Below are 13,152 nucleotides of genomic sequence, written 5' to 3' on the forward strand. Positions count from 1 at the left end.
TTTATTGTTCCTTCTTTCTTTTTTTTAAAATAAAACTAGCCATAAAGATGACTATTATTCCGAGATAATTAAACATTTGTTGCTGTTTAGTACCAGTTCGAGGTAAGAAGCCTGAGCCTTTTTGATCAACCGTTTTACTTGTTGAATGCTTCAATGATTCTCCACTCACTGCTGGTATTGCTTCCGACTGCTTGGGGAAACGCTGTGGTATCTTACCATCTGGTTTTTCTTTGTTGGCTGGTGGTTCATACTCGCCATAAAAAGAAACTTCTGCATTTGTCGGATAGGCATTTGTTTCAGCAAATACATCAACTGATGAAATCAATCCTAATAGCAATACACCGCTAACTATTTTTTCGATAAGACTCACCCCCTATTTTGCACTGCCATCAGGTACGTCCATCAAGTGCCAAGTTAGTTTTGCTTCGTATTCTTCTGCTTTGGCCGTCCCTCCAGGAACAGATAATAACAACTCTTGGTCATTTTCTTTCCATTGATCAGAAATATTTGTTTCTTGATGTCCATTGACTTGGTTGTGAACAAGAATCGATTGGCCTTCTGGAATGTCCTGTAAGCGATGGTTGGTTCTAAATTTTAAAATATTCGGCAACGTAGCACCTGATTCAGATTTGAAATCAGAAGTAACGGTTAGTGCAAGCGACCAATTATTCCCTGTTTGACGAGTATCCCGTATCACTAATGGTTGATCCATGGAAACAATTGGATATTGGGTCGTGCTACTAGCGATTTGCAGCTCATTCCCAAAGGAAATCGCTGTGGGTACCGTTTTGAACCTGACAGAGCCAACCACAGTGACTGTTAGCGCTAATTCATCAATCTTGTAGCCTTTATCATAGACTTCCACGACCAACTGCTGTTTTCCATAAGTTAGTTCTGGTAATAACAAGGCTTTTTCCTTAAATGTTTTAGAATTAGTGGTTGTTTCATCTGCTAATTTCTGGATTTCTTGACCCTCTTTTTTGACAATAAATTGTAATCTATTCCCAGCATCGACATCTTGCCAATAAAAAGGCAGGGCTGTTTTTTGAAAGTCATCAATATCGATTGTTTTTTCCATCGACTTTTCTATACGCTCTTTTGACCAAGATAGTTTCGTTTCACTTAAGAAAACTTCTTTGACAGGTTGGACGACTGTTCCAGAAAAGTTCCCTAAGTATGCTTTATCTGTTGATTCCCAGATATAAGAAACGCCTTCATGAGCTTTGGGTAAATTCCATTCAAACAGTCCTTTTGTGGCATCGTAACTTCCATAAGGGCTAATCGTCAGCGGTGGAAATAGTTGACCATCACGAGATACCACCTTATTTTTTAATTGCAGTGGTTTCCCAGCAATATAATCGACAGAAGATAAGATAATCATTTGATTAGATACATCTAGCCCTGTAATGGCCGTTAAGCCTTTTAACGGACTGATATCTGAAATTTGATTTTCTCCCACATCTAAAACTGTTAGATTGAGTGTTTTCTCTAACGGTGCCAAGGAAGAAATTTGATTGTTTCTTGCATACAGTACACGCAGATTAGGAACAGTGCTTAAAGCTTCCAGACTAGCAATCGTTTGATTCATAATACTCAACTCTTCTAGACGTGGCTTATTCGCCAAGGGCGCAATTGTTTTTAATTGATTATTTTCCACATAAAGACGGAGTAGGTTATTTGCTTCCGTAAGCCCATCTAAAGTAGCAATCTGATTATTGGCAGCCCAAATGGTTTCTAAATTACGAAGAGAACGAAGCGGGTCGAAGGAAGTCACTCGATTATTCGGCGTGATTTTTGACGGATGATCTGTCGTATTTTGGATACTTAAATTTTTTAAAGCAGCCATTCCTTCAAGTCCATTTAATGTCGTTAATTGATTGTTCTCAACATACAAGCCTTCTAAACTAATTAATCCTGCTTGACCTAACGGACTAAGATCAGCTATTTTATTATTTCTCATATATAAAAAACGTAATAGCTTAAATTCACCTTTAGCAAAAGGACTCAAATCTGTTACATTGAGCGAATCTTGAAAAGATAATTCTTCTAAGTTTCTTAGGTATTGAACTCCTTCCACATTAGAAACAACGACATTTTCTAAAATAACTTTATTCAGTTTATCCAATTCTGCTTGGGTGACAGTATTAGAGGTCCGAGATTTGCTTAACTGTTTTCTGATATTTTCCGCAAAGGCTGGATCAGGAAATAGTGTACTGATAGGCGTCGCTTTATCTAAGACAGCACCTGCGTATAATTGGGGCATCATCAGTTGTGCTTCCGTTATCGCTAGTGCTTCATTTGGCGGCTCTTCACTTGTTTCAACAGTCGTTAACTCTTCTGATTGGGGAATCTCCGAACTACTGGTTGCTGAATTTTGCTCTTCTGCTGATGAAGTTTCTGGAATCTTTTCTTCTGAAACAGATGAAACATTTTCTTCACTGGAGGATGCGATTGTTTCGGTCGTTTCGGCGAAAGTTGTTACAGGAAGTAGCAAACTATTAGCCAAAAGTAAGGCACTAACTGCGGAGATGCACATTTTTTTCATAAACTTCACCTCCTGATATTTTCTTAATTATAGTGAATATCAACTGAAAATGGGTTCAATTACGACAAACTGTCCAAATTAATTTGTATAGACAAGACAACCAGAATGTATTATGACAAATTCTCAATTATGCCTAGTTTTCTTTTATTTCTTTTAAACTATCCTCTATTTTTTCCAATTGCCCAGCAAAAAATTCTTGTTTGGCTTTTGGTAAAAACAATGTGATAGATAAGAGGATTTGTTCTTTAAAGATTGACCAATCTGCGAATATTTCTTCATTGGTTAAAATCATTTCTATTTTTTCTGCTATTTTTTTCCAGAGGATCATTCGCCAGTTATTTTCACCCACTTCATATTCTTTAAACATGCCTAATACATGAAGAATATGGGGAACATTTTGGCTGACAATCGCCGCAAATAAAAAATCAATAATTACTTGCTCGATAATTTCTAGCGAGCGAATATCAATAATTTCCCGCTCATTGACAGATTGTAGCACACGAAAAAGTAACGAAGTTGGAAACGGCTGCAAGCCAACGTTTTTTTGTAATGCTAAAAATTTCAAATTAAAAATAGTATACACATCGGCATTAATTAATCGTTCCAGAATCTGATTTTCTAATGCAATAATTTCCTCTTTTGTCACAACCGTTTGAGGGTTAAAAAGATATTCCAACGCCAACATCGAATACATTACTTCTTGCTTTCCTAAAGCAAAAGACGATTTATCATAATACGCTCGATAATCTGCAACGATTCGACTACTTTCTTGAAAATTTTTACTAAAGATTGCTTGATTAAACTGCTCCTTAGCTAAAACTGTTTTGGACATTGGCGTTAATTTTTCTGTCATTTCCATCGGCGAAATAGACAAGATTTCGACAATAATGGCTAAATCCGAAATACGCAATTCACTATTTCCTTGGACAAAGCGTTGATAACTTCGACTAGAAACACCATTTTCATCAAAGACACGCAGAGGAATATTTTTTCCTTTACGAATCCGTTCAATTTCTTCACCTAGCGGCCGATATTCCATATATTCTTTTTGTTTCAAACGAATTACTCCATTTCTCTTTAAATAAGATAGCAACTAAGTTGAACGGCTATTCTCCAATGCTTAAAATTGTGCGAATATCTTCTTCCGTCATTTTCGCTAATTGCTCTTCATTTCCTTGAATCACTTTTTGGAACAGCTCGCGTTTCTCTTGCTGTAAGGAATTCATTTTTTCTTCAACCGTTCCTTCTGCAATCATCCGCCACACTTCAACAACTTTTTTTTGTCCCATGCGGTGTGCCCGACCAGCCGCTTGTTCTTCGACTGCGGGATTCCACCATAAATCGTATAAAATAACTGTATCTGCACCAGTTAAATTTAGTCCGGTTCCCCCTGCTTTCAATGAAATTAAGAAGACATCTTTTTCTCCTTCATTGAAGGCATTCGCCATTGTTAACCGATCTTGAGGCTTCGTACTTCCTCGTAAATAAAACGTCTCTAAGCCTAATTCATTCAATTCTTTTTCTAAGATAGAAAGCATACTTGTGAACTGAGAAAATAATAGGACACGACGATTGTTTTCTTTGGCAGCCACTAAAAAGTCTTTGACTTGTTCCACTTTGCCAGAACCTCCCGTGTAATCCTCAATAAACAAACGCGGATCGCAACAGATTTGTCGTAAACGGGTCAAGCCTGCTAAAATACTCATGCGATTTTTCTTGAAGGTCGCCTGATCCATTTGACTGACATCTGCTTGCATTTGTTTTAGATAGGCCAAATAAACCGTTTTTTGTTCTTCTGTTAAGACACTGTACATATTATTTTCAATTTTTTCTGGTAAGTCTGCAAGCACCGTTTTCTTGTCTCGTCGCAAAATAAATGGTTGAATCATTTTGGCAATTTCTTCCGGCTTAATTTCTCGAAAGGCTTTTTTGCCTGGGAACAATCCCGGTAAGATCATTTGAAAAATTGACCACAGTTCATCTAAATTATTTTCAATTGGTGTGCCACTTAATGCAAAACGTTGGGGTACTTTTAAACTTTTTAAGGCTTGCGCCGTTTTAGTCCCACTATTTTTAACCATTTGGGCCTCATCTAGAATCAAATAGCCGACACGCATTTCCTGATAAAGCTGAACATCTTGTCGCATACTTGCATAAGAAGTAATCAGAATATCTTCGGTGCTATTTTGTAAAAGCGCTGCTCGTTCTTGGCGATTGCCAGAAACCACTTGAACATTTAAGGTTGGCGCAAAACGTTTGACTTCGGCTAACCAGTTATAGGTTAAACTTGCAGGAGCGACAATCAAAGCTGTCCCTTTCAAGCGCTCTTCTTCTTTTTCCGAAAGTAAATAGGTAATGGTTTGTAGTGTCTTCCCTAAACCCATTTCATCAGCTAAAATACCGCCAAATTGATAATGGCTAAGCATTTTCAGCCATTTATACCCTGTTTCTTGGTAATGGCGTAACGTTGCTTGTAAGGTTTTGGGGACTTGCGCTTCAAAGTTTTCTGGATGTGTTAAATCCGTGACCATTTTTTTAAAGGAATCTGAAAAATGTGCCCGCTCGTTGTCTTCTAATAAACTTTCGATCATGAGGCCTTGGTTTTTGGGCACATGAATGACATTGTCTTCTTGATGCATATTTTTTCGCAGCTTCGTTAAAATTGCACTTGTATGGAAAAATTCCTCTGAGTCAAAAGCAAGAATTTCACCACTTTTTAACGTATAAAAAGCATCATTACGTAGCAGACTAGTCAATACTGCATCGATTTCGGTTTCATCAATGCCAGTGACATCAAACCGAATATCCAACCAAGAATCCCCTTCCGCAACTTCAATCGTTGGTTGATGATGCTGGGCATCTAAATACAATTCCCGTAATTTCCGTCCCATCCGAACTTCTCCTAATTGACGGAAAGCTGGAACTTCGGCTTTAAAGAAATAATACAAGGACTCTCCAGCAGGTAAGACTTTTTCAAAGCCTGTGGTTGTTTGCTGATAGGCAAACTGTTGAAATTGCTGCTTAATTGCTGTTTCTTTTGCTTTATCTCGAACGATTTCTTGATTGACTTCAGGTAATTGAGCATATTTCGGGTTTGTCGAGAAAATGACTTCTCCATAGTGATAGTCAATTCGAGCATTAATCCGACCTTTAATTTTCTTAAAAATAAAGACTGCTTTTAAAGGATGATGGACGACTAATTCTTCAACTGATTCTTCAACAGACACTCGACCAATTTTTTCCAATAATGGTAACACTTCACTAAATAAATCAGAAACTGTTTCTTTTTCATAAATAATGGACGGCTCTTCCAAGCGTTTCATTAATTGAAGTAACGTGGTGTAGATGGCTTCCTGCTCTTCTGTTAGTAAATAAACCGTTTGATCCGCAATCGCCCAGTGATAGTGGGCTAGAAACGTTGTAATAGGATTCTGAATAGTTAATTTGAAGCTTTGTTCCTCGGTTTTTTGCACTGTAAACGTAAGTGGCAAACTGGTTTCTTTGAACGTTAGATAGCGATACTTATGAGTTTGATTGGTCAATATAAACTGACCCGTTCGATTCATTTTTTCAACTAACGATTGACTGCGATCAATTGGTAATAATAGATAACGTTTGTCGATTTTCCCTTTAACTTGAATACCGTTTGCACCTAATAATTGGCTGGTATGATAAATTGCCGCAAGTTCTGTTAAAATTTCTTGAATCTCCATTGAAAAAGAATCATGTAGCAAAGTAAATTGGTGTTGTTTATTCACCATAAAAGTCATTTCCTTTTCATATGCTTGTAAAAAATCACCAATATTTTTCACAATATATGTTTTAGGTTTGGTGCCTTCCAAACCAATTTTTAAAGAAAGACCAATCGTTGATAATTCTGGATAGTAATTATTCGTTTCGATCACATCTAAATGAAATTCTAAACGTAAAGGCTGCAAGGGAACTTCGGCAGAAGCTTTGCTTAATTTGGCAAAGCCTTTGGTAAACATTTCAGCTGTTGATCGATTTGTTTTCTCAAAACTGACTGTTTGATTCGCTTGAATAATTCTTGACACGCCTCGTTGTTTCAGTGCCAGTTCAACTGCCACTGTATGTTTGCAATAGCCATGTTCCATCCAATATTGACATTCACAAACATCTTGTTCTTTGGCGGTACCATCCAATTCAACAAGATAAAGTTCTTCCCCTAAAACCTCAGACAACCAGATCCTTTTTTCTGGATTTTGAACGATAGATAAGACCCGGCCTTCTTGCATATATTCGCGTCCTTGTTCAACGATTCGCTCTGGAATACTCCATTTCATCGACTCACCTCCTCTTCTACTAAGCTAGCTGATAGTGAACGGTACTTTGACCATTCCCATTGCTTTTTATTTGTAATTGTTGTGGAATTCGTGCTTTTAATTCGCCAATATGACTAATAATCCCAATCATGCGGCCTTCATTTTCAATCGTTTCTAACGCCTCCATTGCCATTTCCAATGCTTCTTCATCTAAGGAACCAAAGCCTTCATCAATAAACAACGCATCAATTAAGACTCCGCCTGCTTGTTCTTGAATCACTTCTGCTAAAGAAAGTGCCAAAGCTAACGCTGCTATAAAACTTTCCCCGCCTGATAACGTGTGAGCGCTGCGTACCGTCCCTGAATTGTCATCATAAATATTGATTTCTAGCCCCGTTTGATTCCGATAACTGCCTGCTTCGTGATTCAATTCAAATTGATAACGACTATTGGTCAGGCGGTCTAAACGCTGATTAGCGACTGTCAGCACTCTTTCTAAATACGTTTGTAACATATACCGTTCAAAACTAATTTTTTTAGGATTATTGCCATTCACCGTATCTGCCAACTGCTGTAGTGCAGCAACTTCCTCAAACTTGTCTTCAATTGTTGTTCTTTGCGCATTAATTTCTTGAACCAACTGTTGGTTATTTTGCATTTTTTCATGCAGTTGATAGTATTTTTTTTCTTGTTCTTCAATTTGTTGTGTTATTTGTTCAATTTCTGTGGTGATTAAAGATAATTCTGGGAACGTATCACTAGATAATTTTTTCTCAATTTCAGCGAGTTGGATAGTCAGTTGGGTTTGCTCTTGTTCAAATAAAGCAATTTGTTCTTGCTGACTTTCTAGTGTCGGTACCTCTTTCAACCACTCCGTCAATTGGTCCTCTGTCACTCCTTGTTCCGTTAAAACTGCGTTTAACTGACTCTCAAGTTGTGCGACTGTTTGTTGAAGTGTTTGTTGTTCTTTCTCCAAATGCGTCAACGTACTTTCAAGGATCATTTCTTCTTTCTTCAAGGTTTCTCCTTGTGTCGTCACGTTTTCTTTTTGACGTTCAAATGCAGAGAGTTCTTCTTGAAGCAAAGTTTGTTGTTTGGTCATTTCTTCGTATGTGACGGTTGCATCCAATAATTGGCTAGCAATCATTTGCTGCTGGATAGTGATTCTTTCCAGACTTTGTTGCATTGTTTCTACTTGTTGTCGGAGCACTTCAAAGCGTTGGGAATTTTCAGCTACTTGTTCTTCTAGTTCCGCTAGATGGTCCTTTTCGACTGAAATTTCCGTTAGTTTTTGTGCTATTTGTTGTTTTTCTTTAGCTAATTGCGACTCAACTTCCGCAATTTCTGCAGGTGTTACTTGTGAAAAAGTTAGTCCTGTTAACGGCAACTGCAAGTCAGCAAACTGCGCTGCTAATTGTTCTTGTTCCTCAGTATACGCAGCTTCCTGTTCTTGTAATTGGCTTTCTTTCTGTTGCTTTTCCGCCCCTAATGCAGAGAGCGTTTCAGTAAATCGTTGAACCGTTTTTTCAACTTCCGTTAATTCCCGTTCCGCTTGATCAATCTCTTCTAAGGAAACTTCTTGATGAGTTTGTTGTTTTGGATGTTCTAAAGAGCCACAAACTGGGCAAGGTTCCCCCTCTTCAAGTAACAAGCTTAATCGTTGGATTTGTAAAGAGGCCCATTGACTTTTCTTTGTCTGCAACTTCGCTTCTTCGGCGCTTTTTTGTTGCTGTTCAACAGCAAACCGTTGTGTCAACTCGTGCAATTCCCCTTGGTTTTGACTAATTTTTTGCCAAGCTTTTTGATTTTTTTGCCAACGTTCTACAAAATTTTGCCAATGATCTGCTACACTAGAACATTCAAAATTTGCTTTTTCAAGTGTTCCTTCTTGTTCAATAAATTGTTTGGCTGTCGCCACTTTATCCGCTAATGTTATTTTTTCCTGTTGGCAAGATTCATACTCTTTTTGAATGGCTTGATAATTGGCTTGTTCTGCTATTTGTTGTTGGGCTAACTGTTCATATTCTTGGTATTGTGGTAATTGACGTTGAATCGTTTGAAGACGTTCTTGTTTTTCAGCAATCAATGGTTGTTGTTCTTCCAACTCACTCATGATTGCTTGCCAATCTGTCAATGCTTGTTGCGTTTCCATAAGAGCTTGTTGTTTGGACTTTGTTTCTTGCTCTTTTTGTTGTTTTTCGCTTCGTTTTTCAAAGACTTTTTCAGCTAAAGATTGCTGTTTTTGGCTCCATTTTAATTGCTGAATCTGTTCCTTTAGCCGCTCAATGACGGTTTCCTGTTCAGCTTGTTTTGCTTTCTTTTCCAGTAATTCTTCTTTTTGCTGTTGCAAGTTTTGCCGTTCTTCAATGGCATAACGAACTTGCTCTTTTGCTTGTTTGGCTTGTTTTAAGGTTGCAATTTGTTCTCTTTCAACTAATAGTTGTTGCTGAGCCTCTTGTTGTTGGCTTTCTAATAATTGAAGTTTTTCAAAAAGTGTCATTGTCGGTTCAGGTTCTTCTGACCAATGCAACTGTTCTGTTTTCAGTTCAATTTTTTGCTGGGTTTCTTGAATCTCTTGATTGGCAATTTTTAAGCGTTCTTTTAAATTTTCGCTGAACAACTGATACAATTCTGTTCCGAATAAATTACGCAAAACCTTTTCTTTTTCATCACTTTTAGCAATTAAAAAAGTCCGAAACTCTCCTTGTGGTAACAATACAATTTGAGCAAATTGATTGGCATTCAAATGCAATAATTCTTGAATGAGTTCGTCCACTTCGCGTCTTTTAGAATAGGCTCGTAGTTCTTTCCCTTGAGCATCTTTGACAATTAAAGAAATTTTGGCACTTTGTTTACGGACTCCTGTGCCACGTTTTTTAAAAAGTTCTTGTTCGGGAAGGCGGTTCAGTTCATAGAGATACTCGTTATGTTTAAAAAGCAAAGTAACTTCAGTGGCTTCTGAGGGGTCAGCAAATGTGGAACGCATTTCTTTGCCTAAACGTAATTTCCCAGAACTTTCACCAAACAAAGCATAGCTCATTCCATCAAAAATCGTTGTTTTCCCAGACCCTGTTTTTCCACTAATTAGAAAAAGTGAAGAATCTTCAAACTTCGTAAAATCAATGGTTTCATTAATATACGGTCCGAAGTTTTTCAATGTTAAAGATAATGGTTTCATCCTATTACTTCCCTCTTTCTAATTGATTAAGTGTACTCAGTTCTTCTTGGACCCATTGTGCTTGTTGTTCTGTCAAGGCCTCTCCTGTCACATCGTTAAAAAAGTCATGCAGATGTTCTTCTGGTGAACGTTGTTCTATTTGTACCACTTTTTTCTGATTTCCGCTGCTTGTTTCTCGACCATTCAAACGTTCCAACCCAATAATTTTGGGGTAAATTTTTCGCAATTGATTCATCATGTTGGGAATGATCGCTCGGTCGGTTAATTGGACATGTAAATAATTTTCCCGATTCACTTCTTGATAAAAAGCGGGATCCGTTAACTGCTGAAACGAGCCCGTCAATTGTTGAATGTCTCGCAATGGTTTCAAAGCACGGAATTGAAAATGAACTTCAGCTTCTGTTTCAACAAGCCAAACACCCTTTTCTTGTGTCATTTCTGATAAAGAAAATTTTACAGGCGAGCCACTGTATCGAGCATTAGGTGCCTGCAACGCATTTTTTCCATGTAAGTGGCCCAACGCGACATAATCAAAAGGCTCTAACAAAGCCGTCGGTACAACATCCAAACCACCCACTGTTAATTTTGTTTCAGAATCAGTTTTTTCACTGCCAGCGACAAAAAAATGACTAACTAACACCTGTTTTTTATTGGGGAGAAAAGATTCCTGCATTTTCGCGACAACTTTTTCCATCGCCGCCTGAATCGTTCGAATCGTTTCATCTTCAAAATATAAGCGAGCCGCAATCGGTTCAAAATAAGGCAACAAATAAAATTGGGTATTGTCGATTTCAATTGGTTGAAAGGCTTGTTCTAAACGCGTATTCAAATGAAATTGCGTTTGGTTAAACCAAGGGCCTCCTGTTTCTAAACGCGTGCTGCTATCATGGTTTCCCGAAATAGCTAACACGGGGAAATGCTCTTTGAGATTCATTTGAATCATCATTTCATTAAAAATCTCGACTGCTTCAACTGCTGGAACAGAGCGATCATACAAATCTCCAGCGATCACAACAGCATCCACTTGCTCTTCTTTCGCAATTGCTAAGATTTGTTCAAAGGCTTCCCTTTGTTCTGCCAATAAATCAAAACCATGTAATTTTTTGCCAATATGCCAATCTGCTGTATGTAAAAATTTCATTTTTTCACCGCCTAAAAAAGTCCTTCTTATTATTATAACAAATTTCTGGTATTTTTTAAGAAAATCGGACAGAAGAATTAGATTTTTAACAAACTTTTTTCTTAACGCAAGAAAAAAGACAGGGAGCATCATCTTTTGATGAGACTACCTGCCAGTAACATTCCTATTTTGTAGCGGTTTGTTTTATTCTTTTTCTGTTGATTCATATTTAAAAGTTGGATCAATTTCTTTATCTAACTGATCAAATGCTTCTTGCATCCGACGTTCCACTTCAGCTAAACCGTCTTTATCCATTTTTTTAATATCGCTAATATCGATTGGCTCCCCAAAACGAACCGTTACTTTTTTACGTTTAAACAACTCTTTTAAAGTTAATGGACCTTGATAAACAGATGGCACGATAGGTACTCGCCCCATTTTAGCAATCAAGGCTACCCCGCCTTTTAATTCTGAGGAATGACGCGTGCCACTAGGGAACATAATCAAACTTAAATCAGAATTTTTTAAAATTTTGACAGGTGTTTTAATCGCGCTGGGACCGGGCTTCTCACGATCCACTGGAAACGCATTCGCATGTTTTAAAATGAAACGTAAAACAGGATTTTTAAACAACTCTTTTTTTGCCATAAAACTAAACTTCTTAGGACTGCCAGCAACAGCTAAATACAGCGGTTCCCACCATGTTCGATGCGGCGCAACTAAGACATAGTTTTGGTCTTTTGGTAATTTTTCTTTATTTTCATAATGTGCATTTCCATTAATCACAAATAAAATGACGCGAACCACGCCACGCATAAATGTAAAAAACATAATTTTCTTCCTTTCTTCTCTCCGCTTTCTAGTATGCCGAAAGCTCTACCTTTTGACAAGCTTTTTTTACGTCTATCAATCAGAGAAATAACATGTTCCTACTAATCTAGGGAACAGATTTTGTCATACGGGTTTAAAAGTAGTATAATACATGAACAATCAGATGAAAAGTTGGAGGTTCTTAATCTATGTTATTATCCGGCGAACGGATTGATCAATTATATGCGGATGATATTCAAATTATTCAAAGCAAAGAAGTCTTTTCTTTTTCCATTGATGCAGTCTTATTGGCTAATTTTCCGCAACTACCAAAAAAAGGCAAGATTGTCGATTTGTGTGCTGGCAATGGCGCGGTCGGCCTCTTCGTTAGTCGGAAAACAGCTGCAAAGATCGACCAAATCGAATTACAACCTCGTTTGGCAGATATGGGTCAACGAAGTATTCTATTAAATAAATTGGAAAAACAAGTAACGATGTATGAACGTGATTTAAAACAAGCGACAGAAGTCATCAAAAAAGATTCTGTGGATTTAGTACTATGTAATCCCCCATACTTTAAAGAACGACCAACTAGCCAAAAAAATCCAAACCCGCACTTAGCGATTGCCCGTCATGAAATTCACACGTCTCTTCAAGAAGTGGTCACTGTGTCGGCGGATTTATTAAAAACAAATGGTCGCCTCGCAATGGTTCATCGTCCTGATCGTTTCCTGGATATTTTACATGCCATGGAAAACGCCAATATTGCGCCGAAAAAAGCTCGGTTTGTTTATCCGAAGCCAGGCAAAGAAGCCAATGTTTTACTAATTGAAGGCATTAAACAAGGCAAAAAAGACGGTTTTCGTGTGTTACCACCTCTTTTTACATACAATGAAAAGAACGAATACGAAGCAGAAATGAAGGCTATGCTGTATGGAGAATAAGAAATCCCATTATTTTTATGTTTTACTTTGCCAAGATGGTTCCTTTTACGGTGGCTATACAACTGAGCCAGAACGTCGATTAACCGAACATAATAGCGGAACTGGTGCAAAATATACACGGTTAGCCAAACGTCGCCCAGTCATAATGATTCATACAGAGAAATTTGAAACACGTAGCGAGGCCACCAAAGCCGAAGCCGCCTTTAAAAAATTAACGCGTAAACAAAAAGAACAGTATTTAAAAACTTTCCATTAAGTGACAACAAGCAAAA

At 37.7% G+C, this 13,152-nt stretch carries 9 protein-coding genes; 2 read left to right on the forward strand and 7 right to left on the reverse strand.

The genetic code is table 11. The annotated features are described in order from the left end of the window. Window position 1: 1 nt before the first annotated feature. From elrB to IGJ63_RS10380, 7 genes are all read right to left on the reverse strand, one after another. Window positions 2-370 carry an LPXTG anchor domain-containing protein ElrB gene (gene elrB, locus IGJ63_RS10350; RefSeq protein ID WP_438746436.1) on the reverse strand — a complete coding sequence of 123 codons (369 nt, stop codon included), beginning with the start codon at window positions 368-370 and terminating at the stop codon, window positions 2-4. A 3-nt stretch (window positions 371-373) separates the two neighbouring features. Beyond that, a complete protein-coding gene (gene elrA, locus IGJ63_RS10355; protein ID WP_010713154.1) occupies window positions 374-2,545 on the reverse strand; it encodes an enterococcal leucine-rich protein ElrA in 2,172 nt (723 codons plus the stop codon). A gap of 133 nt (window positions 2,546-2,678) precedes the next feature. Then, window positions 2,679-3,584 (reverse strand): Rgg family transcriptional regulator ElrR, encoded by a 906-nt coding sequence (elrR, locus tag IGJ63_RS10360; RefSeq protein ID WP_016618104.1) that lies wholly within the window; start codon window positions 3,582-3,584, stop codon window positions 2,679-2,681. A 67-nt stretch (window positions 3,585-3,651) separates the two neighbouring features. Beyond that, window positions 3,652-6,849 (reverse strand): DEAD/DEAH box helicase, encoded by a 3,198-nt coding sequence (locus IGJ63_RS10365; protein ID WP_002362298.1) that lies wholly within the window; start codon window positions 6,847-6,849, stop codon window positions 3,652-3,654. Between the two features lie 19 nt (window positions 6,850-6,868). Further along, entirely contained in the window at window positions 6,869-10,006 is a 3,138-nt protein-coding gene (locus IGJ63_RS10370; RefSeq protein WP_173968762.1) for an SbcC/MukB-like Walker B domain-containing protein, read from the reverse strand. A gap of 4 nt (window positions 10,007-10,010) precedes the next feature. Then, window positions 10,011-11,279, reverse strand: coding sequence for an exonuclease SbcCD subunit D (locus IGJ63_RS10375; protein WP_002387178.1), 1,269 nt, complete (start codon window positions 11,277-11,279; stop codon window positions 10,011-10,013). A gap of 51 nt (window positions 11,280-11,330) precedes the next feature. After that, on the reverse strand, window positions 11,331-11,957 hold the full coding sequence (locus tag IGJ63_RS10380; protein ID WP_002356461.1) for a lysophospholipid acyltransferase family protein: 627 nt from the start codon (window positions 11,955-11,957) through the stop codon (window positions 11,331-11,333). 188 nt (window positions 11,958-12,145) lie between these two features. Between IGJ63_RS10380 and IGJ63_RS10385 the strand changes: the two genes are divergently transcribed. Together IGJ63_RS10385 and IGJ63_RS10390 are read left to right on the forward strand one after the other, a co-directional pair. Continuing rightward, window positions 12,146-12,880: a tRNA1(Val) (adenine(37)-N6)-methyltransferase gene (locus IGJ63_RS10385; protein WP_002356457.1), complete on the forward strand. Its 735-nt coding sequence runs from the start codon at window positions 12,146-12,148 to the stop codon at window positions 12,878-12,880. Then, the gene (locus IGJ63_RS10390) at window positions 12,870-13,136 is read left to right on the forward strand and encodes a GIY-YIG nuclease family protein (protein WP_002379749.1); all 267 of its coding nucleotides are present in this window, start codon (window positions 12,870-12,872) and stop codon (window positions 13,134-13,136) included. Before IGJ63_RS10385 ends, IGJ63_RS10390 begins: the two co-directional genes overlap by 11 nt. The last annotated feature ends 16 nt before the right edge of the window (window positions 13,137-13,152 follow it).

Source organism: Enterococcus sp. DIV1375a (assembly GCF_051712205.1).
Taxonomy (GTDB): domain Bacteria; phylum Bacillota; class Bacilli; order Lactobacillales; family Enterococcaceae; genus Enterococcus; species Enterococcus faecalis.

Bases quoted from the DNA above. Each gene is read 5' to 3' on its own strand.
- IGJ63_RS10385 (WP_002356457.1), top strand. From the start codon at position 12,146: ATGTTATTATCCGGCGAACGGATTGATCAATTATATGCGGATGATATT.
- IGJ63_RS10390 (WP_002379749.1), top strand. From the start codon at position 12,870: ATGGAGAATAAGAAATCCCATTATTTTTATGTTTTACTTTGCCAAGAT.
- elrA (WP_010713154.1), bottom strand. From the start codon at position 2,545: ATGAAAAAAATGTGCATCTCCGCAGTTAGTGCCTTACTTTTGGCTAAT.
- elrR (WP_016618104.1), bottom strand. From the start codon at position 3,584: ATGGAATATCGGCCGCTAGGTGAAGAAATTGAACGGATTCGTAAAGGA.
- IGJ63_RS10365 (WP_002362298.1), bottom strand. From the start codon at position 6,849: ATGAAATGGAGTATTCCAGAGCGAATCGTTGAACAAGGACGCGAATAT.
- IGJ63_RS10380 (WP_002356461.1), bottom strand. From the start codon at position 11,957: ATGTTTTTTACATTTATGCGTGGCGTGGTTCGCGTCATTTTATTTGTG.
- IGJ63_RS10370 (WP_173968762.1), bottom strand. From the start codon at position 10,006: ATGAAACCATTATCTTTAACATTGAAAAACTTCGGACCGTATATTAAT.
- IGJ63_RS10375 (WP_002387178.1), bottom strand. From the start codon at position 11,279: ATGATGCTCCCTGTCTTTTTTCTTGCGTTAAGAAAAAAGTTTGTTAAA.